The sequence below is a fragment of the Neobacillus jeddahensis genome, assembly GCF_000612625.1.
Taxonomy (GTDB): domain Bacteria; phylum Bacillota; class Bacilli; order Bacillales; family Cytobacillaceae; genus Neobacillus; species Neobacillus jeddahensis.
This window is the reverse complement of record NZ_CCAS010000003.1, coordinates 132,981-152,393: the sequence shown is the minus strand read 5'-3', so window position 1 is coordinate 152,393 and position 19,413 is coordinate 132,981. Positions and strand designations below refer to the sequence as shown.

Genomic DNA, 19,413 nt, shown 5'->3' with positions numbered 1-19,413 from the left:
GGGCAGAGATTTCTCTGCCCTTTTCTTTATATAAGAGAGCTTCACCTTGGATATAATTGTAAAAACAAACTGTTTGCTTTTCCTGCTCGATTAAGGATACAATGGTCAATTAAGAAAAGAAGAACATGTTTGGAGGGACTTTACATGTGGAACGAATTTAAACAGTTTGCCATGAAAGGGAACGTCGTTGATTTAGCCGTCGGGGTCATTATTGGCGGGGCGTTTGGGAAGATTGTCTCTTCTCTTGTCGCCGATGTCATCATGCCTTTGGTCGGATTATTAGTCGGGAAAACAAACACCTTTGCTGACCTTGCTTATTACGGTTTAGCTTACGGAAAATTTATTCAAGCAGTCGTTGACTTTTTCATCATCGCTTTTTCCATTTTCCTGTTTGTCAAATTCATTAACCGTTTTCGAAAGAAAGAAGAACCGGCACCTGTCGTCGAAAAAATAAGTAAAGAAGAAGAGCTGTTAACGGAGATTCGTGATTTATTAAAAGAAAACAAAGAAATTCTTAGAAAAAACGAAACATCTTGACCACTTAAACGTATATCTTAAGTAACAAATTCATTTGAGGTGAAAAAATTTGTACACACAAACATCAACACAATATATGCCTTCTGTTCTAAGGACCTTTGCTCTATCTTTAGCGATTGCCTTCTTAGGAACAATGGCGGGCGCATTTGTTGTACCATCTGGTTTATTCATGCCGTTAATGATTGTGGAGTTCGTCATGTTAATGGCCGCTTTCTTTTTTAGAAGGAAAAAGATGATTTCCTATTCGTTCCTGTATATCTTTACCTTTATTTCAGGGATTACCTTATACCCAATCGTAGCGCATTACTTACTTACTTCAGGGGCAAACGTTGTGGTCATGGCTTTTGCTAGTACAACCGTTGTCTTTACAGGGATTGCTATTTACGCAGCAAAGTCTAAACATAACTTTTCTTTCTTAGGAGGATTTCTCCTTGCAGCCATATTAGCTTTAGTGGCGATTTCAATTTTTAATATTTTCTTCCCGTTAAGTTCAGGCGGAATGCTTGCTTATTCCTTTATCGGCGTTTTAGTATTCAGTGGTTACGTTCTTTTTGATATCAGCCGCATGAAGCACTACGGAGTAAGAGCAGAGGAAGTACCATTAATGGCCTTAAACCTATACTTAGATTTCATTAACCTATTCATCAGTATCCTTCGAATCTTAGGAATTGTTAATAGCAGAGACTAGTTGTAAAAGGAGCTTGAAAAAATTCAAGCTCCTTTTTTTTATTTATTTAGGCTAATGACTGCATCTTTGGCCTTAGCCTGTCCTTCGCGCGTCTCATTCTAGTCTTCACCGTAGACATGGGCAAATTACTTTTATTCGCTATTTCTACTAGCGTTAAATCTTGATAGTAATAAAGAAAAATGGGCGAACGATATATTTCTGGCAGCGTCATGACTTTTTCAGCCATTTGCTGGGCCGAATATTTATGTAATACTTCCTCCTCAGGAATGACATTCGGTTCAACCGTAACTGAGTATGAATACACCTCTTCTTGCCAAAACTGTTTTGCCTTATTTTCCTTACGCCAATAATCACGACATTTATTGATGGCAATCGTAAACAGCCAGCTTTTATACTTACAGGGCTCCTTAATCGAAGGATAGGCTAAATATGCCGATAGTAATACCTCCTGATAAAGATCCTCTGCAAGCTCTTTATGCTTCACTAACGATAAAATATATCTAAAAATGGATTTCCCATATTCATTTACTAAGTCCTCAAATGTTGTATTCATCGCTTTCCATCCTTTCCCTCGGTAAAACACTTTCATATAAATAGACGGAAAAGACAGCAGCCCCCCCTACACCTTAGAAGAATTTTTTTGAAAAATTTTTATTGTTCGGTTGCCTTTTGAATAACCCCTTTCATAAAAATCGAAACACCTATCTTTTTACAAATCGTTAGATAATGCATGAGTGCTAACAATACGGAGCCCGTATTCATGCCAATAATCACCCCATTCATCTGCCAATCGTGAGAAGAACCCAGCCACAGAACTAAGGCATATGAAATAAGCGTAGACCAAACAATATGAATAAACGCTTCCTTCAATAAATCAAGTCCAATCAAAAACGCTTGCATCGGCATGATGAAGAAATGGAATAAGAAAAACGGCCAAAGCATTTGCAAATAAACTGCCGATGTCGCAGATTTAAAAAATAGGGCTGTTAACTCGGGCGCATAAAAGTAAAAAATGGTTACTGCTACAATGCCGTATAAAAGCGTGAGTTTCATCACTTGTTGCAGCATTTTTTGTAAGGTCGGAAAGTCCTTTTGTGAATAGGTCTTTGATACAGCTGGAATGAGAACAATCATTAAAGAGTGGGCAATAAACGCCGGAAAGAACCCAATCGACGCGGCCACCCCCATTAACATCCCAAATTGTTCAGTCGCAAGCGTGTTGCTCATTCCTGAGTAGACGAGGGCTCCCTTAATGAGAAACGGTTGAATGGCATTAGTAAAAGCTGAAAACAGTCGTAGCCCTGTCGTTGGGATCGATACTGCCATTAGGTTTTTTCGAACTACCTTCCGATTCATATTGGAAAATGGCTGGCGTTTCAATTGTTGAAATTGAATAATGAACAGATAGATTAAGTAGAGAAAGACGACAATTTCACTGCCAATAAGGGTACCAATCGCAATTAATAAGGAGGATTCCTCATTAAAGGCAAAAAAGCGAAACAAGACAAACAATCCGGCGAGTTGAATAATTTTTCTTATAAAGTTAGAGACGGCAATCTTGCCCATCTGCTGTTTCCCCATAAAATAGCCTCTCGCCACAGAAGTGAACGAAATAACTGGGATTAAAATCATCACAAGCCATCTTATATAGGGATGATACGTATTAAATACAGGGATAAACGGAAGACTGGCGGCAGTAATCAAGAAGAGAACACTTGTAAAGACGATGGTAATCGTGATGGCATGGTAGAGAATATTTCGATGGTAGCGCTCCTCTCGCTCAGCGATAAACTTAGAAATCGACACCTGTAATTCGAAGCTCGACAATAAGACGATGAGAAAGATGGAGGGCAAAATGGACATGTAGAGGCCCAGGCCATGCGAACCTAACTCACGGGCAAGAATCATATTTACCAAGACTTCAATTCCTTCACCTAAAAAAGCAGAAGCAGCTAAAAAAAAGATTCCTTTATAATAGATAGCCAATTTCCAAATCTCCCTTTTTTTCATCTCTTTACTAAATTTATGAGACAAGTATCTTGAATAGTAGGGAATTTTTAAAAATTAAAGCTCTATTAAATTTACCCGTTGATTTCCGCTCCAGGCACTCCCTTTCCGCGGGCGGTCGGGAGCCTCCTCGTCGCTTTGCTCCTGCGGGGTCTCCCCTGACTCGCTTTTCCCGCAGGAGTCTCGTGCCTTCCGCTCCAATCAACTAAGTGAAAAAATTAACAACGAGGTTTAACAAAGCCAAAATTAAAAAGAGCTCTGACAAGAGCCCTTTTTAGACATTGGTTATGATGATTTGTTTGCTGTCTCTTTTTTTTACCCAGTAGGTAAAAAGTATAATCACTACCAGTAAAAGAACTTGGGTTGCTGTTGTCTCCCATGTCGGATATAAGCCTAACCAATCAATGAACGGCAATTTGATCTCTGTCGTGGTTGAAACCACTTTCGATATTTGTAAGGCATGGATACTAATACCGAGAATCTTAAATGCCAAAAAGTAAATAAGAATGGTGGCTGTTTTAAAAAAGAATCGAATCGGAATTCTTACGCTATATTTGATAATCGCAAAACCGATAATAGCTAGAATAGCAATGGCGAGAATAACCCCTGTCAAGAGTTGCATAAAACTTATATAGGGTGTTATGCCGGCATAGAAAATAATCGTCTCTGCCCCTTCCCGGAAGACAGACAGAAAGCTGATTACAGCAAATGAAATAAGACTACCTTTAGCAATCGCTTGCTGTATTTGTTGGTGAATATACTGATTCCAATTACCGATACTCGATTTATTATGAAGCCAAGCACCAATAATCAGCATCATCGCAACTGCAATCACACCCGTTAATCCCTCAATATATTCACGGCTTGACGCCGCCACAATTTGCGAGAAAACTAGATTGATCACGATTGCCAGCGCTGCACTGGCAACAATCCCTGCAGCAACCCCGACCCATATCCACTTCTGCATAGAAGTTTGACCCATTTTTTTCAAAAAGGCTAGTAGGGTGGCCACAATTAATAAAGCCTCTAAACCTTCGCGTAACAAAATTAGTGCCGCATCCCACATTGTGTAGTTTGTTTTGCTGAGCAATGGTGCTAGCCGTGAGTGTAAATCCTTCACAATCGCCGTGGCTTTTTCGGCCTTGACGGTTTTCGACTCGAGGATACTAATCACAGTAGGGATCTTTGTTTCGATGTCACTATACAGCTTACTATCTCTTGTCTGCACATCTCCTTCCACCATTGGCCATATAGTCAGAGCCTGATTTAATTGTTCACTGGCATTCTGATAATCTTTTTCTGAGATCTGTTCCGCTACTTTCGTTAATAACGTGGAAATCTCTGAAAGCGAATGTGTTTCGTTTACCGATTTCGTTATCTTTCCCGCTAGGAAATCATCAACTTCACCCGTCAATTGATCAAGGTTCACCTTGGCCTTTCCCCAATCTGCTGGCTCTTGGGTTATGGCAATCCGAATGAGCGCCATCTCTTTTTCTATATTTCCATAGGCCGCAATACTTTCATCATGAACAGCCTTTTCGGCAGCGTTCCATTGGTTCAGCATCGCTTGGTATTGTGCTTGTATAGCAGAATATTTTTCAGTCTCTACTGATGTCTTCAGGTTATTGATCAGTGGCAGTATCTGTCTGACTTGCTCTTTGCCTTTTGCTTTATCTGGGGGATTCTGTTCCTGATCATATAAAACGACTGCACTCGACAGGGATGATAGCCCCTTTGATATTGCTTCAATATCTTTCGATTGATCGGCTAAGAGGATTTGAATATTTTTAAGTTCTAGGCTTACCCTTTTAGCCTGCTTACTGTCGGTTTGCTTAATGGCTTTCCAATCGCGAGCAAACTGTTCCATATTCCTGGAAATCGCCTCTTGATCTCCATCCTTCACCTTCATCAAGCTATCACCAATCAACACGAAAAGTTCATCATGATTTCCTGCTGCTGTAACAGGGAGATGTGGTTGAACAAAAAGAGTAAGCAACAGAAAAAGTGGAAGAAATTTAGTAACTTTTCTTAAATAGCACATTGGTCTCTCTCCTCCATGAACCGAGAAACATTAATGAAACAATGTTTCCCCAATATAGCCACCCTGTTTTGCTCCTGGTAAACAGGCAAAAAGAGCACTGCCACGATGCGATGTATACTCATTCAATTTATCAATTTTCGCTAACCGCGTCTGGATAGGAATAAATTGTTTACTTGGGGCTCGTTGGAAGCATAGAAAAAGTAAGCCGGCATCAAAGCTTCCTGTTTTCACATCCATCCCATCAGCATAGGAATAAGCTCGTCGAAGAATTTGTTGCGTACCATCCCCATGAGAAAGTCGGGTATGGGAATCTTCTGGGATGTGAAATCCACCCTGAGCATTCTTCTTCTCCAAATTAAGTTTTTCAAATTCATCCTTTTGTCCAAGCGGTGCCCCACTATCACGATTACGGCCAAATGTCTTTTCCTGCTCCTTTAAGGTTGTTCTGTCCCACACCTCAATAAACATTTGAATCCGGCGGACAACCAGATAGCTGCCGTTCACTAACCAATCAGGCCCATCACCAGGCTGAACCCAAACGTGCTCATCCATTTCTTTTTCACTCTTCACATCTGGGTTTGCTGTCCCATCTTTGAAGCCAAATAAATTTCTGGGAGTCCCCGATTTAGGATCAGCTTGTTTTGTACGCTGGAATCCGGTTTGTGCCCACCGTAAAATAGCCTTTCCCCTGGCAATCCGAATCAAGTTCCTAACGGCGTGAAAGGCCACCTGTACATCATCGGCACATGCTTGAATGCAAATATCCCCACCAGTCCACGCCTCTTCAAGCGCATCTAACGGGAATGCCGGCAGGTCGACTAGTTCCTTAGGTTGCTTTTGTTTTAATCCAAACCGATCCTCGTTGTTCTTCACAAATAAGCTTGGACCGACACCGAAGGTAATGGTTAAATTGGCTGAAGATAAGCCCGCTGCTTCGCCTGTATCCTTCGGAGGAAGAAATTCATTACTTGACAGTTCCCCAACCGCCTTTCCCTCTGCTAGCAGGGCTGCTGCTTTTGTCCAGTCTTTAAACAACTGGATGACCTCAGCTTTTTTTGTCGTCGTTACATCTAAGGATGCAAAATAGACATGGTTTTGGGTTTTTGTTGTGATTCCACTTTGATGTTCCCCGTAAAACGGGATGGTTTCTGTTAAATTAGAAGTCGCTGCTTTACTTTCGTTCAATGTAAGGATGCCGCCGAGTCCCGATGCACCAAGGATGACGCCAACGCCTCCAACCCCAGCTGTTTTAAGGATATCTCTGCGCGACATCTTGGTTCCATCCTGCAGGTTTGTATTTTTGGTCAATTAAGACGCCTCCGTAACAATCCCAATTTGCGATAATGGTTCTGCTAGAGCATCAATGGCTTGGCTCAGCTCTTTCACTTGTGCTTCCGTCAATTCCGTATAAAGCTTGTAGCCATCACCGCTTTTTTGCTTATTTAACAGGCTATAGATCGCATCAAAACGGGTTTGAATTTCGTTGGAGAGTGCCTCATCCTTTTTCTTCAATTCTGGATTGAGAAGCTGGTAGATTTTTTCTGCTCCCTCAACGTTTGCTGCGAAGTCATATAAATCGGTATGTGAGTAACGATCCTCTTCCCCGGTCACTTTGGATGTTGAAACCTCATTTAGTAAGTCAACGGCTCCAGTGATTAATAGATCAGGGGTCACCTCAACCGTATCTACTTTGGCGCGTAATAGGTTAACGTCCTTCATCAGTTGTTCGGCAAACTGCTCGGAGCTGCTGGTTGTGTGATCGACCCATAAACCTTTTTCAATCCGGTGATAGCCACCCCATTCCTCATCCGGAACATCGCCTTCACGCGCATCGATTTTTGGATCAAGATCCCCAAACACTTCGGCAATTGGCTCTGAGCGCTCATAATACATCCTAGCTGGTCCATAAAGAGTTTTTGCGAGTTCTAAATCACCATTTTTCACGGCTTTGGTAAATTCCTCTGTTGCCTTGACAAATTCTTCAATTTCACCAACAGCATATTCCCGGTATTCCTTACTTACATTCTCAAGTGCCTTTGAAGCTGTATTGTTTGTTTCCTTCTTTTTTTCAGTTGATGACGTATTCTCCGTATTGGAACAACCAAATAAAAGACTGCTTGATAGTAGGAAAATGCCTGACAATTTAACTAGTTTCATAATTTTAAGCTCCCTCACTGTTATTAATAATGATAATCATTTTCATTACCATCATACACTCACTTGAGAAGAATTATCAATTATATTTTAAAAAAAATAAAAGTCTATCTGAAATAGTTTTCAGATAGACTTTTATTTCAACGTTATTTTATGAGCGAATGCTTAAACGCATAAATGACTGCTTGCGTTCGATCTTGTACATTCAACTTGCTTAATATATTACTGACATGGGTCTTAACCGTTTTTAGGGCAATGAATAATTCATCCGCAATATCCTGATTGGTTTTTCCCTCTGCCATTAATAATAAGATTTCTAATTCGCGGCCGGTGAGATCTTCGTGTGGTAAATGAGTACTCTTTTGGCGCATTTTCACCATCATTTTTCCGGTTACTTCTGGTTCAAGCACAGATTGGCCGTGATATGTAGCCCGAACAGCATTAGCAATTTCACTTGCTTTAGAGGTCTTCAGCATATAACTAGTCGCGCCAGCTTCGAGTGCAGGATAAACCTTTTCATCATCCAAAAAGCTTGTCACAATAATCACCTTTGCTTCAGGCCATTGTTCGATAATTTGTCTAGTCGCCTCTATCCCGTCCATTTCCTTCATCACCAAGTCCATTAAGATGATGTCCGGACGAAGTTCAAGAGCAAGTTCCACTCCTGTTTTTCCATCTCCGGCCTCTCCGACGACTTCTATGTCTGGCTGCGCTGATAAATAAGATGAAACCCCAATCCTCACCATTTCATGGTCATCCACAAATACTACTCTAATCATTCCCACCATCTCCATTAATCATCACCGGAACCTTTACCTCTAGCCTTGTTCCTTTATTTTTTACACTTACGACCTTTAACGTCCCGCCCACTTCAACGGCCCGCTCGTGCATATTTTGCATCCCATAAGAGCCTGCTTTCATTTCGGTTACTTCAAAGCCGATACCGTCATCAACAATCCTTAAAATGACAAGATCATCTCGCTTGACCAGTAATACATCAAGCTTACTTGCCTTCGAATGCCTAAGCGTATTGGAAACAGATTCCTGCAGGATCCGGAAGAGATGATCTTCTACACCCTTATCTAACTGAAATGACTCTACTTTCCAATTAATATCCATACTTACTTTTAGAGATAATTCGATTAACAGCTCCTCAATTCCTTCGTGGAGCGTTTTGTTTTTCAAGGCAACAGGGCGTAAGTGAAGCAATAGTGCCCTCATTTCAAGCTGTGATTGATGGATCATCTCTTCTACTAGTTTTAGTTGTTTTGCTTCTCGTTCATTTTCCGATTGTCCCTTTGTTTCGTTAATTGCCGACATCATCATCGACGCAGCAAATAACTGTTGGCTAACGGAGTCATGTAATTCACGAGCAAGTCGATTCCGTTCCTGCTCAATAATTTCCTGAATTCTGGCTTCCTGATCTTCTACCTTTTCTGTTGCTAATCGTTGCGACAGCTTAGCCTGCTCAGACATTTGTTTACCAATTTTGTCTATCCGTTCAGCAATCGATTGCATTTCAGTAACAGTCGGTTTCCCCTTGACGTCTAATTGTCTGCCTTCCTCCAATTGGTGTAGGGAATGCTCAATTGAGAGAAACTGCTTTCGCCAAAAAAAGCCCGATGTGCCACCTAAGAGTATTCCGATGGCAATGCTACAGGCTGGGACAAAAATAACAATCGGAATATCCATGAAATCCCGATTCCATAATTCTGCCCAATCATGTAGTGGAAATACAACAATAAAAACGGCTCCAACAATAAGAGCGATGAGAAAGGCAAAGCCGACACTCCAGACAATCTGCCGCTGAGTTGTACTCATATCCGGCTCACCTCTAAATTCCCCACTGCTAATGAAGTGAAAATTTTCACTTTTTGCTCAGACTGTTCATAGCCAGGTGTTTTTAAATGATACACTTTATTGAACATTTTAGGTTCATGGCTACCAAATACCATTGTAGAACCCACTACACAAGAATGGTGAATACTCACTTCAATTTCATAAGGAACAAGAATATGAATATTTCCGATGATATTGCGAATAAATATCACCGTTTCCCCCTTAGGCAGCATCGTGTAACTAAGATCAATGATGGTATCACCAATCCCCGTTTGGATGTTGACATCGTCCCATTCATAAACACCAATCGGCGTTTTTTGCTGCCCTAAAAGGATATTTCCAAACAGTGGCTCTGATTTAATCAAGGTTTCTTCCTGCTGAGTGGGTTCAGGTGTAACGATTTCAGGTATCACCTTTTTAGGATTCTTTTTAGCACTAATAAATTGAATGAAAAAGTGCACTAATATGGCCAACAGTAAAAATTTAAACGTCATCATATTGACGATACTTAGGACAAAGAAGATAATCCCGCCAATAAATAGAATTTTTCCTAATTTAGACCCAGACTTCTTTCTGCCTAAATAAATCATTCCACCTGATATAAAAAGGGAGAATATCAGCCCTCTGTTAAAAAATAAAATCTCTAAAAGCAAAATGACAATTCCGATGATAACGAGCCAGCCTATATAATCATTTTTTGCATTTTTAAACATTGGCTACCCTCCCTTTTTATAGCATTTGGATTCTATTTATATTGTTTCTATTTTTTTATATGTTCAAAAGGCGCAGAAACCTACGCCTTTCATAATGAAAAATATAACATTGTCATTCGGGCACTGTCTAGCACGATCGTCGAACATAGCCGTTATTTACTCGTATGGCATTTCTTTTAGAATACCATAAGCAGGATTATATGGACTTGCTTTCTTCCAATTTTCCTGTTTTTTCGATTTGAGCAATCCTCGCATCAATCGTACTGCGGTAAAAAGAGCTATTCATTTGATGTTCTAAGCGATCTAAATAATTTTCAATATCCTTAAATTTTGAGTAGGATTTATCGGAATACGTATTAGCATCGAGCACTTGGTTGATCCGAAGATTAGCACGTGTGACATTTTCACGACCCATTAATTCCATGCGGCGAAGATGCATATCTTTTAGTTTGTGCTTCATTTCTTCATATTTTCTTTCTAATTCCCCAAGTTGACCATTTACTTGATCAAGGGATGCACGTAAACGGTTGGCACGTTCCGCATATTGATCATGCTCGGTAGAAGCAAATTGATGTAATTCCGATTCTCCTGCCTTGGCAGCAATCTCCGCTTGGTACTTCCTTTTTTCAGCTAACTTCGCTGCTTCGTGATATTCTCTGGTAAATTCTTCTTTTAATGTATATTGACGTTCTAACAGGTTTCTAACCTTTTCTGTTTCTATTTCACATTCGCGCAGGTATTGATTGAGAAGGGCAATTGGATTTTTCTTTTCCTTTTGGTCAAGAGCCTCGTGTAAATCAGCAGTAATTGTATTTTTAATTCTAGTAAATAAGTTTGTCATAGTTATTCTCTCCTTATAAAGTTAATGTGTATTTTTTATTTTCGAAGTTCTGTTGTCCATAAGACTAATTGATCATTAGTCCAGCATTTCATATTAATGTTTTAATTCGTTCCACTGCTTTTCAAAATTAACGAATGGATCTGATTCGTGGTTGATTTTGCTAGGCTTATTCTCGTTCCATTTTTTATAAACAAGATATAGAACATACGCTGCTGCCACGCCGATAATAGCTGGTGCGTTGTGGATAGAAGCCATTAAGACGATAAATCCAATAATTCCTAGGCCAATTTTTCTACCTGTGGATTCTGCTTTTAAAAATTGTTTAAAGATGAAGTACAGGAGCGCCATGCTAACAAGTAACCCCACCATTGGACCTATCGTTGATAGCAAAATGACAGCTGCAATTCCACCAGCTAATAGCAATCCAAATTTTTTCATTTGTTTTTTCACTCCTTTCTTTTCTTACTCTCATCTTACCGTGTTTCTCCTTTTCTCATAATTGCGCCTAAGCTTGATTTTCATCTCGGTCTAAAGACGTAGAAAGGGTCAGCCCCTTAAGCTTCCTGCTCAAGAACTGACCCTTTTTTGTTTTATTTTGAAATAAACATCTGTACCCAGTAATATTTTTGTGAACCACCCTGTGCGTAGCCAACGCCGATATAGGTAGACTGTGTGCTTAAAATATTCGCCCGATGTCCTGAGCTGTTCATCCATGCTTGAACCACAGAGGCTGGCGTCGTTTGCCCTGCCGCAATGTTTTCAGCAGCTGAACGGTAGGAAATTCCGAAGTTCTTCATCATATCAAACGGACTGCCATAGGTTGGACTTGTATGACTAAAGTAATTCTTATCCAGCATATCCATCGCCTTGTAGCGCGCAACACGGGAAAGCTCCCAGTCGGGCGTTAATGCTTTAAGACCATTTTTCGCACGTTCTTGATTCGTCAATGAGATGACCTGGCTTTCAATCGATTTCACACCGCCTAAATCTGGTATGTTGACCTTTTGCCCTGGATAGATCAAGTTGGGATTTTTAAATTGTGAATTTGCTTGAATGATTTCAGATATTCCAACTTGATACTTTACAGCAATCTTCCAAAGCGAGTCCCCTGGCTGCACTGTGTATATTTGTTGAGCAAAAGAAACGCTTGGAATACAGAAAAAAGATAGTAAAAACAGCAAACCTATCCAAAAAGATTTTTTCATTTTTTTCCCTCCTCCGATATATAATTTTGATTTCAAGCTCAAAATATACAAGAAACTGAGAAAATAAAATTCCTTTCCCATCTGCATAGAGTAATTGATTTAGCCATCATCAAAAGGTTTTGGAGGACAGTAATGTGACGGATATTTCCTGGATGACTTATATTATGTTGATTTTAGCAAGCTATCGGTTAACACATTTAATTGTTTTTGATAAAATCACGGAATTTTTGCGTCGACCTTTTGTCAAAAAGGTGAAGATCGAAACAGAGAATGGTGTTGAAACAAAGGAAGTACCCACTTCTTTATTTGGTTATTTATTGAAATGTTATTGGTGTGCTGGTGTATGGAGCGCCATTTTAATTGGCGGCTGCTACTTGCTATTTCCAAAAGTAACCTTTGTGTTTATCATGATTTTCTCGATTGCTGGCGGCCAATCGATTATCGAAACGTTCGTCGGTGTTAATATTAAAAAGGTTGATTATTATTCCGAGCTAAAGAAAAAGGACTAACAACCGCGAAAGGTCATTGGAAAAATTCTTCCCCTGTAAGCATATATTTTAGAGAGCATTAGGTCTTTCTTGACACTCATGCTTTACAAAAAGGGGGATTTCCAATGTCGGCAATTTGGTGGGTAACAACGATCGGTTTTGTCCTTTGTCTTGGTTTAGTAGCAGGGACTCTTTTTCATTTTTTGAATAAAGCACTCCACTCAGACGATGCAGCACGCATTGATGAATTGAAATCCGAGCAGAAACCAGATTAATACATGCCTCTGCTTGCTTAATCCTTATTGAACCACCGTACCCCTACAACATTGAAACCCTGTCAAATAACAGGGTTTTTTTAGTTAAATAAAGTTTTTCCTTCATCACATGATTTGTACACTTTAGGAAAAATTAAACATGTGAATATTTTGATACAGGAGGATACATATGAGTTCAGCTAAAAAAGAACCTAAATTTCCAAAAACCTACTGGCGGGAAATAGAATTGCCGACATTCCCTAAGTTAGAGCAAGATGTTTCGGTAGATGTAGCGATTGTCGGGGCAGGCATAACTGGTATTACGACAGCTTATTTATTGTCAAAGGAGGGAAAAAAAGTCGCTCTTATTGAAGCAGGCAATGTCTTGAATGGAACAACTGGGCACACTACAGCCAAATTAACTGCTCAGCATGGTTTACTTTATGACGAATTGATCAATCACTTTGGAAGAGTAAAGGCAAGACTTTATTATGAATCACATATAAAGGCCATCCAATTCGTTGAAGACAGCGTGAAGGAGAAGCAGATTGATTGTGATTTTAGCAAAGAAGATGCCTATGTCTATGCAGAATCCGATCAGTATGTCGATCAGCTGAAAATAGAGTGGGAAGCCTATAAAAGTCTCAATATCGATGGTGCCTTAAAAGATTTACTTGAAATTAAGGTCCCCGTCAAAGCTGCTCTCCAGATGAAGAATCAAGCCCAGTATCATCCCCTTAAATTCCTGAGAGCCCTCTTGGAGGAAGCGGTCAAAGCAGGCTGCTCTGTATATGAAAATACGACCGCTAAGGATATTGAAGATGATGATTCACAACCAAAGGTTGTTACGAAATCAGGGCAAAAGGTGACCTGCAACCAAGTCATCATTGCCTCTCATTTTCCCTTCTACGATCGACCTGGCCTTTATTTTGCCAGAATGTATCCGGAAAGGTCATACGCAATCGCCATTAAAACAGATCAGGACTACCCTGGCGGCATGTATATTAGTGCGGACAGCCCTACACGTTCCATTCGTTATACCCCTTTTAATGAGGAGAAATTGCTGATTATTGGCGGCGAAAACCACAAAACAGGGCAGGGAATTGACACCCTGAAGCATTATGAAGCACTACAAGCATTTGCGGAACAAGTCTTTGGCATTAAGGAATATGATTATCGCTGGTCGGCCCAAGACTTGGTGACGTTAGATAAGGTTCCCTATATCGGTCCGATAACCTCTGATCGAAGGAACATTCTAATTGCCACTGGCTATAAAAAATGGGGGATGACAACTGGTATTCTTGCTGGTCACTTATTGACCGATTATGTCATTGGTCGAGGAAACCCCTACGAGGAGCTCTATTCACCTTCACGATTCCAAGCGGATCCAGATGTAAAAAGTATGGTATCCACTAATGCGGATGTAGCAAAGCATCTAATTAAAGGAAAGCTTGCCATTGTTGAAAAGATCACGGATGATTTGCAGGATGGGGAAGGCGCTGTCGTCATGTATAAAGGAAAAAGGGCCGGTGCCTATAAAGACGAGAATGGGAAACTCTACGTCGTCGACACAACCTGTACCCATCTTGGTTGTGAATGTGAATGGAATCATGCAGAAAAATCATGGGACTGCCCATGCCACGGTTCACGGTATTCGTATGCCGGCGATATCATTGAAGGACCTGCTAAAGGAGCTTTGACCATTCTTAAAGAAGAGTGATAGTGAGGACCGAGGAAGAAAGTAGATGTAGAGTCCGCCTACTTCTACTTTTTCACACAGAACATACTTAAATGTAGATATAGATTTTAAAGAAAACTCACCGACTGGCGAGCCCCTAAGGGCGAAGACAGAGGCGTAGTTGCACTTATGCCTGAAGGGAAAGTTATGCTTTCCTTTCGGCCCAAAAAACGGAATGCCTCCTAGCTCATATGCAGGAGGCATTGCGTTTTTATTTGCTATTAGGACGATTCCGCTTTACATCTTCACCTGTTGAAAATTCAACAAGTTCTTCACTTGATTTCATCCCTTTTTTCCGATTGTTATTCCGTTGGGCATTGGCATTTCCAAGCTTCGTTCTTCCCATACCATCCATCTCCTTTTAAAGAAATTCACTAATAGTATGGTTGAATTTATTGGTACCTATTCTAAACTCTCTGCATGAGGGAGATTGTCGTTTCTTCAAGCCACTCATCATTTATATAGGCATTTAAAAAAGCAGTGGAATCTCTTCCACTGCCGATCTTAACGCTTTATTTTTTGATTTCTTTGATCCTCTGATACGATTTTTCCTTGATAGAACACTTGTTTATGAAGCGGAATAGTTAACTCACGACAATAACGCTTCAGTTCTCGTTCTTCCCGTTCGGTTACAAGCGAGATGATCGTGCCGTTTGCCCCCATCCTTCCGGTTCTGCCAGCCCGATGCACATATTGGGCAATGTCCTTCGGAGAGTCAATTTGGACGACATGGGTAACTCCTTGAATATCAAGACCACGTGCCGCAATATCCGTAGCAATTAGCATCTTCATTTTCCCATCACGGAATGCTTTTAAGGCCGCCTGCCGTTCGAGCTTTTTCATATCACTATGGAGAACGCCGATTGATAAGTCTTTAAACAACAACTTTTCTTTAAAAACTTGAATTTCACCAATATCATTAATAAACGCAAGCGACTTACTTTTTTCTAAACGAGCAATTTTTTCAAGCAACTTAATCTTATCCCTTGGCTCACACGAAAAATAAATATGCTCTACTTCCCCGGAAGAAGCCATTTCATCCTTTTCAATTCGTAGAATCTCAGGATTATTTGTCATTTCTTTTGCCAATTTCTCCGTAACTGGTTTCATGGTCGCTGAAAATAGAACGACTTGACGGTCATTCATAGTTGACTTCAAAATATTTTGCACGGTGGTAAGATGCTCATGAATTAATAACTGGTCCCCTTCATCCAGAACGACCATTCTCACTTCATGCATTTTTACTTTTTTCTGCTTAATTAATTCAAGTAAACGTCCTGGTGTCGCAAAAATGACATGGGGGCGCTTTTTTAATTTTTCTAATTGTCGTTTCATGTTTGCTCCGCCAATGATGGAAGTTCCTCTTATCCCGCTTCCCTCAGACCATTTTTGAAATTCTTGGTAGACCTGCATGACAAGCTCCTGCGATGAGGCAAGCACAACTGCCTGCAAGGAAATCCCCTTCGTTTCAATATTATTTAACAATGGTAGTAAGTAGGCAAGCGTCTTCCCTGTTCCTGTAGGAGACTCCGCAATGACATCTTTGCCCTCCAATATGAGTGGAATGGCAGTTTCTTGTATGATGGTTGGGGTTTGGAATCCTGATTTCTGCCATGCTTCCTGCAAAAACGGCTTTAAAGTGTTTAACATTTTGAACTCCTTTAATCAAAATCATATTTGTTATGTTTGAATTTATATTTTTGGAAGATAGATCACTGCCCTGCCCTTCTCCATAAAGGATGTTTTGGCAGGAAAGAATGAAAATAGAATGAGCAGTTTCTTCTCTTATTATTTGTATTACCACATCCTATTGATACTATCGTATTAATCTTAGGGTGTCTAGTGCGGATTCATGTTGAGGGATTTAGGTTGAGGCTAATCCAAACCATATGATAGCCGAGGATAGAAAGATACAGAAAACAGGTTGAATAGAGAAGTATTCTAACGATCCCTTTAAATGGTCGAAAATAATACAAACCAAGCAATATAAGAGGCAAGAAGATCTTAATGAGATAAAAGGTGAACCAACTTTGTTCCATGACAAGCCTCATCAAGGGGTTTCCTTCTTCGATGAGACCAGCTACGATTCCAATATGAGTCAAAATCGCATCCAACAAACCGGCAGCAAGCAAAAAGACACAGGGTTTCATCGCTCCTCCTTGAAATCATTCACTATTATTTACCAACTTCTTTATATAATCTATGCAAACACTTTCGCTATTACGAACAAACAAAGAAAACTAAAAGGCTGCTTGTAACAGCAACCTTGTCTTCGTTAGTTAACATATTTTCCGCTTTTAGGCTTGGCTATTTCATCAAACTGTTCAACTAGTAATCGTAAGTTTTCGGCTAGTTCTGCTCCACTCATGGGGAGGCCATGACCTGTTATCGCCACTTGCGGCTTAAGCTCTTCCACTTTTTTCACGGATTCATATGCGGCATTCCAATCGGTTGTAAAATATTTAGGAGGACCGCTTATTTCCTGTGTTTGCGTCATTACTTTATAAAGTGATTCCTGCTTTACTGTAACAAAAGCATCCCCCGCGATTAACATCCCATCCCTTTCCCGAAATAAAGAAATATGACCTGGGGTGTGTCCAGGCGTGTGAATCCATTTCCAGCTATCCATGTATGGCACGGTGCCATCCTTTGGAAGTGGTTGGATATGTGTATGGATATCTATTCCATGGTTAGGAAAGCGCGTAGACATTTTAGCCACAAGACCATTGTCAACCCCTGGATCCCCCGGTGGGTAATCTTCCTTCCCTGTTAAGAAGGGAATCTCCAATTCATGAGCGAACACAGGGATATCCCACTCCTCAAGTAAAACAGCTATCGAACCAACATGGTCAAAATGCCCATGGGTTAACACAATCGCATTCGGACGCGCCTGTTCTCCAAATCGCTCTTTCGCTATTTTTTTTATTTCATCTGCAGATTTTGGCATACCCGTGTCAATCAGGACAAAATCACTGGTCTCATTCGGGTTTCCCACCAGTACTAGATTAACAATTTGATCTGTATAACAATACACATCCGGTAGGACCGCCAATCCAACCCCATTACCAATAGAGGTCATTGGAAGAAAGGATTCCTCAAATTTACTATCCTGACCATGTTCCAAACTAATTCCTCCCTTTCTACTTATTATTTTGTCGGGAAGAAAAAATTATAACCAGCCGAATAATTATATTATAACGCATAAATTCATTCTCAATAAAGAACTAAATAAAAATTCTTTATTACCATTATTAAGCTTAATCAAAGATACGGAGAGTTAATTTTGATATCCGCCGACTAATCTCCGCAGATGGAATGATTTGTTCATTAAAGGCAATTTGAATTTTCCCACTTCCGGACACGATCTTGACCTTGGCAATTCCATCTGTTTGTTGAATTTTTCTTTTGATCCGTCCGATACACCCCGTGCATGCTACATCATTCAAGGCAAATTCCATCATACTCATCTGTCCCATCCTCCATTGCTCTTCTTTGGCCAATTCCAATTCTATTTCCTACTACATTCATCATAATGAAAATTGTTCTCATCAACATTGATGTAAATCAAGAAGGAACTGTGATTGATTCAAATCACTTCATAGACCTTACATTTTAGATACTATTAAGCAAAGGAATGTTATGTAGGGAGTGATTAAGAATGGGATGTAGTCAATGTTGCACGCATGAATCTACCTGTGTAACAGCTGTCCCTGTTTTTAAAGGATTGCCTGTGGTCGATCTTCAATTAATCCAAAAGGTAACAAAGAGCCGGAACTTTTTAAAAGGGGAGTATATTTTTCGAGAGGGTGACCATTCGGAAACATTGTTTGTTGTCAAAAAAGGACTGATTAAACTCACTAAAACATCAGCGGAAGGAAAGGAACAAATTGTCCGTTTGCTGTTTCCTGGTGAGTTCTTTGGATTATTTTCCTTATTAAAAGATGAGAGGCATTATATGAATGCAGAAGCAGTTGGTGAATCTGATACGGTTATTTGTTCGATCGACAAAAATGACTTTCTTAAGACAATGGAACATAATGCAGGGTTATCCTATCGCTTTTTATTAGCTTTAAATGACCGTCTCTATGAAGCAGATGAATCAGTGGGATTTTTGGGTTTAATGGAAGTGGAACAGCGGCTAGCGCGTGCCCTTATTTTATTTCATGATAAATTAAACGAGGGAAACGGAATCTTTTCCCTGCCGATCACAAAAAAAGATTTAGCAAGCTATATCGGAACGACTCCAGAATCGGTAAGCAGAAAGTTATTGGCGTTTATGTCCCAAAAACTAATTGCGATGAATGGACGCAGACAAATACAGATTCTAGAATTGTCCCACCTAAAAAAACTGGGGGAATTCCAGTCGGAATGGGAACAAAAGTGAATTTCTAGGGAAATCCTTCTGGGTATAAAATTGAAAGCTTTGTGAACTTTACTGGAAATTTGATACTAGTTGAAGTGAATGATGATAGAATGAACAACAAGTTAACAAGATGACGGAGTTGAAAATAGTGATTAATAAGATCTCTCTGCTCTCAATATTGTTGTTTTTTCTATTAGGAACGACCGGTTTTGCCCAATCAAATCTAGATATCTCCCCTATAAATAACAAGACTGCCTCTACAGATTCAGTTAAGCCTGCATCTACTATGATTAAATTAGCAAATGAGCACACCTCATCTGATAATTTGTCGACCAAAGTCGCTAATAAGGAGCCAAAAATGGCTACTTTGAGAACAAAAAATTCTAAAGATGCTGAACCCACAATCAAGGACTATATTATCCCAGGTGTTGTCAGTCTATTACTCCTTATCAGCTTTGGATCCTACTGGTTTATTTTTAGAAGAAAGATCATCTAGATGTTTATTTATTGTAAAGAGGCATGAATCCTTATGTGATTCATGCCCT

The 19,413-nt window shown here is 40.0% G+C and carries 23 protein-coding genes; 7 read left to right on the top strand and 16 right to left on the bottom strand.

The genetic code is table 11. From position 1 onward, the window contains the following. Window positions 1-144: 144 nt before the first annotated feature. Window positions 145-537, top strand: coding sequence for a large-conductance mechanosensitive channel protein MscL (mscL, locus tag TY15_RS02480; RefSeq protein WP_040206217.1), 393 nt, complete (start codon window positions 145-147; stop codon window positions 535-537). Between the two features lie 49 nt (window positions 538-586). Further along, complete coding sequence (locus TY15_RS02475; protein ID WP_040206215.1) at window positions 587-1,225, top strand: Bax inhibitor-1/YccA family protein; 639 nt, start codon at window positions 587-589, stop codon at window positions 1,223-1,225. Window positions 1,226-1,271: 46 nt separating this feature from the next. Here the strand turns inward: TY15_RS02475 and TY15_RS02470 are convergent, their stop codons facing one another. From TY15_RS02470 to safA, 11 genes are all read right to left on the bottom strand, one after another. Further along, window positions 1,272-1,778 carry an RNA polymerase sigma factor gene (locus tag TY15_RS02470; protein ID WP_244440874.1) on the bottom strand — a complete coding sequence of 169 codons (507 nt, stop codon included), beginning with the start codon at window positions 1,776-1,778 and terminating at the stop codon, window positions 1,272-1,274. Between the two features lie 98 nt (window positions 1,779-1,876). Further along, window positions 1,877-3,211 carry a polysaccharide biosynthesis protein gene (locus tag TY15_RS02465; protein ID WP_040206211.1) on the bottom strand — a complete coding sequence of 445 codons (1,335 nt, stop codon included), beginning with the start codon at window positions 3,209-3,211 and terminating at the stop codon, window positions 1,877-1,879. Window positions 3,212-3,506: 295 nt separating this feature from the next. After that, complete coding sequence (locus tag TY15_RS02460; RefSeq protein ID WP_040206209.1) at window positions 3,507-5,273, bottom strand: FTR1 family iron permease; 1,767 nt, start codon at window positions 5,271-5,273, stop codon at window positions 3,507-3,509. A 30-nt stretch (window positions 5,274-5,303) separates the two neighbouring features. Further along, complete coding sequence (gene efeB / locus TY15_RS02455; protein ID WP_081799328.1) at window positions 5,304-6,545, bottom strand: iron uptake transporter deferrochelatase/peroxidase subunit; 1,242 nt, start codon at window positions 6,543-6,545, stop codon at window positions 5,304-5,306. Window positions 6,546-6,581: 36 nt separating this feature from the next. Then, window positions 6,582-7,430 carry an iron uptake system protein EfeO gene (gene efeO / locus TY15_RS02450; RefSeq protein ID WP_040206206.1) on the bottom strand — a complete coding sequence of 283 codons (849 nt, stop codon included), beginning with the start codon at window positions 7,428-7,430 and terminating at the stop codon, window positions 6,582-6,584. A gap of 143 nt (window positions 7,431-7,573) precedes the next feature. Next, window positions 7,574-8,206 carry a response regulator transcription factor gene (locus TY15_RS02445; RefSeq protein WP_040206204.1) on the bottom strand — a complete coding sequence of 211 codons (633 nt, stop codon included), beginning with the start codon at window positions 8,204-8,206 and terminating at the stop codon, window positions 7,574-7,576. Next, the gene (locus TY15_RS02440; protein WP_040206203.1) at window positions 8,199-9,248 is read right to left on the bottom strand and encodes a sensor histidine kinase; all 1,050 of its coding nucleotides are present in this window, start codon (window positions 9,246-9,248) and stop codon (window positions 8,199-8,201) included. Before TY15_RS02440 ends, TY15_RS02445 begins: the two co-directional genes overlap by 8 nt. Then, window positions 9,245-9,979 (bottom strand): cell wall-active antibiotics response protein LiaF, encoded by a 735-nt coding sequence (liaF, locus tag TY15_RS02435; RefSeq protein ID WP_040206201.1) that lies wholly within the window; start codon window positions 9,977-9,979, stop codon window positions 9,245-9,247. Before liaF ends, TY15_RS02440 begins: the two co-directional genes overlap by 4 nt. Window positions 9,980-10,175: 196 nt before the next feature. Next, window positions 10,176-10,820 (bottom strand): PspA/IM30 family protein, encoded by a 645-nt coding sequence (locus tag TY15_RS02430; protein WP_040206199.1) that lies wholly within the window; start codon window positions 10,818-10,820, stop codon window positions 10,176-10,178. Between the two features lie 93 nt (window positions 10,821-10,913). Then, window positions 10,914-11,258 carry a lmo0954 family membrane protein gene (locus tag TY15_RS02425; RefSeq protein ID WP_040206198.1) on the bottom strand — a complete coding sequence of 115 codons (345 nt, stop codon included), beginning with the start codon at window positions 11,256-11,258 and terminating at the stop codon, window positions 10,914-10,916. A gap of 152 nt (window positions 11,259-11,410) precedes the next feature. Continuing rightward, on the bottom strand, window positions 11,411-12,025 hold the full coding sequence (gene safA / locus TY15_RS02420; RefSeq protein ID WP_040206197.1) for a SafA/ExsA family spore coat assembly protein: 615 nt from the start codon (window positions 12,023-12,025) through the stop codon (window positions 11,411-11,413). 134 nt (window positions 12,026-12,159) lie between these two features. Between safA and TY15_RS02415 the strand changes: the two genes are divergently transcribed. The 3 genes from TY15_RS02415 (at window position 12,160) to TY15_RS02410 (ending at window position 14,487) form a co-directional block, all read left to right on the top strand. After that, complete coding sequence (locus TY15_RS02415; protein ID WP_096911866.1) at window positions 12,160-12,534, top strand: DUF1360 domain-containing protein; 375 nt, start codon at window positions 12,160-12,162, stop codon at window positions 12,532-12,534. A 104-nt stretch (window positions 12,535-12,638) separates the two neighbouring features. After that, a complete protein-coding gene (locus TY15_RS24600) occupies window positions 12,639-12,788 on the top strand; it encodes a hypothetical protein (RefSeq protein WP_179301770.1) in 150 nt (49 codons plus the stop codon). 169 nt (window positions 12,789-12,957) lie between these two features. Next, window positions 12,958-14,487: an FAD-dependent oxidoreductase gene (locus TY15_RS02410; RefSeq protein WP_040206196.1), complete on the top strand. Its 1,530-nt coding sequence runs from the start codon at window positions 12,958-12,960 to the stop codon at window positions 14,485-14,487. A 229-nt stretch (window positions 14,488-14,716) separates the two neighbouring features. Here TY15_RS02410 and TY15_RS25080 read toward each other — a convergent pair whose 3' ends face one another. The 5 genes from TY15_RS25080 to TY15_RS02390 form a co-directional block, all read right to left on the bottom strand. Then, window positions 14,717-14,851, bottom strand: a complete 135-nt coding sequence (locus TY15_RS25080) for a hypothetical protein (protein ID WP_257000245.1) — start codon at window positions 14,849-14,851, stop codon at window positions 14,717-14,719. A gap of 158 nt (window positions 14,852-15,009) precedes the next feature. Continuing rightward, the gene (locus tag TY15_RS02405; protein ID WP_040206195.1) at window positions 15,010-16,155 is read right to left on the bottom strand and encodes a DEAD/DEAH box helicase; all 1,146 of its coding nucleotides are present in this window, start codon (window positions 16,153-16,155) and stop codon (window positions 15,010-15,012) included. A 200-nt stretch (window positions 16,156-16,355) separates the two neighbouring features. Continuing rightward, complete coding sequence (locus TY15_RS02400) at window positions 16,356-16,655, bottom strand: DUF5658 family protein (protein WP_052353682.1); 300 nt, start codon at window positions 16,653-16,655, stop codon at window positions 16,356-16,358. Window positions 16,656-16,780: 125 nt separating this feature from the next. Then, window positions 16,781-17,629 carry an MBL fold metallo-hydrolase gene (locus TY15_RS02395; RefSeq protein WP_040206194.1) on the bottom strand — a complete coding sequence of 283 codons (849 nt, stop codon included), beginning with the start codon at window positions 17,627-17,629 and terminating at the stop codon, window positions 16,781-16,783. A gap of 133 nt (window positions 17,630-17,762) precedes the next feature. Further along, on the bottom strand, window positions 17,763-17,972 hold the full coding sequence (locus TY15_RS02390; protein WP_040206193.1) for a heavy-metal-associated domain-containing protein: 210 nt from the start codon (window positions 17,970-17,972) through the stop codon (window positions 17,763-17,765). 191 nt (window positions 17,973-18,163) lie between these two features. Between TY15_RS02390 and TY15_RS02385 the strand changes: the two genes are divergently transcribed. Both TY15_RS02385 and TY15_RS02380 read left to right on the top strand, forming a co-directional pair. After that, window positions 18,164-18,889: a Crp/Fnr family transcriptional regulator gene (locus tag TY15_RS02385; protein WP_040206192.1), complete on the top strand. Its 726-nt coding sequence runs from the start codon at window positions 18,164-18,166 to the stop codon at window positions 18,887-18,889. 127 nt (window positions 18,890-19,016) lie between these two features. Then, on the top strand, window positions 19,017-19,364 hold the full coding sequence (locus TY15_RS02380; protein ID WP_040206191.1) for a hypothetical protein: 348 nt from the start codon (window positions 19,017-19,019) through the stop codon (window positions 19,362-19,364). Window positions 19,365-19,413: the final 49 nt, after the last annotated feature.

What these genes read in the sequence shown, in the direction of transcription:
- mscL (WP_040206217.1), top strand. Translation starts at nt 145, where the DNA reads ATGTGGAACGAATTTAAACAGTTTGCCATGAAAGGGAACGTCGTTGAT.
- TY15_RS02470 (WP_244440874.1), bottom strand. Translation starts at nt 1,778, where the DNA reads ATGAATACAACATTTGAGGACTTAGTAAATGAATATGGGAAATCCATT.
- TY15_RS02460 (WP_040206209.1), bottom strand. Translation starts at nt 5,273, where the DNA reads ATGTGCTATTTAAGAAAAGTTACTAAATTTCTTCCACTTTTTCTGTTG.
- efeB (WP_081799328.1), bottom strand. Translation starts at nt 6,545, where the DNA reads ATGTCGCGCAGAGATATCCTTAAAACAGCTGGGGTTGGAGGCGTTGGC.
- efeO (WP_040206206.1), bottom strand. Translation starts at nt 7,430, where the DNA reads ATGAAACTAGTTAAATTGTCAGGCATTTTCCTACTATCAAGCAGTCTT.
- TY15_RS02445 (WP_040206204.1), bottom strand. Translation starts at nt 8,206, where the DNA reads ATGATTAGAGTAGTATTTGTGGATGACCATGAAATGGTGAGGATTGGG.
- TY15_RS02440 (WP_040206203.1), bottom strand. Translation starts at nt 9,248, where the DNA reads ATGAGTACAACTCAGCGGCAGATTGTCTGGAGTGTCGGCTTTGCCTTT.
- liaF (WP_040206201.1), bottom strand. Translation starts at nt 9,979, where the DNA reads ATGTTTAAAAATGCAAAAAATGATTATATAGGCTGGCTCGTTATCATC.
- TY15_RS02430 (WP_040206199.1), bottom strand. Translation starts at nt 10,820, where the DNA reads ATGACAAACTTATTTACTAGAATTAAAAATACAATTACTGCTGATTTA.
- TY15_RS02425 (WP_040206198.1), bottom strand. Translation starts at nt 11,258, where the DNA reads ATGAAAAAATTTGGATTGCTATTAGCTGGTGGAATTGCAGCTGTCATT.
- safA (WP_040206197.1), bottom strand. Translation starts at nt 12,025, where the DNA reads ATGAAAAAATCTTTTTGGATAGGTTTGCTGTTTTTACTATCTTTTTTC.
- TY15_RS24600 (WP_179301770.1), top strand. Translation starts at nt 12,639, where the DNA reads ATGTCGGCAATTTGGTGGGTAACAACGATCGGTTTTGTCCTTTGTCTT.
- TY15_RS02410 (WP_040206196.1), top strand. Translation starts at nt 12,958, where the DNA reads ATGAGTTCAGCTAAAAAAGAACCTAAATTTCCAAAAACCTACTGGCGG.
- TY15_RS25080 (WP_257000245.1), bottom strand. Translation starts at nt 14,851, where the DNA reads ATGGGAAGAACGAAGCTTGGAAATGCCAATGCCCAACGGAATAACAAT.
- TY15_RS02405 (WP_040206195.1), bottom strand. Translation starts at nt 16,155, where the DNA reads ATGTTAAACACTTTAAAGCCGTTTTTGCAGGAAGCATGGCAGAAATCA.
- TY15_RS02400 (WP_052353682.1), bottom strand. Translation starts at nt 16,655, where the DNA reads ATGAAACCCTGTGTCTTTTTGCTTGCTGCCGGTTTGTTGGATGCGATT.
- TY15_RS02390 (WP_040206193.1), bottom strand. Translation starts at nt 17,972, where the DNA reads ATGAGTATGATGGAATTTGCCTTGAATGATGTAGCATGCACGGGGTGT.
- TY15_RS02385 (WP_040206192.1), top strand. Translation starts at nt 18,164, where the DNA reads ATGGGATGTAGTCAATGTTGCACGCATGAATCTACCTGTGTAACAGCT.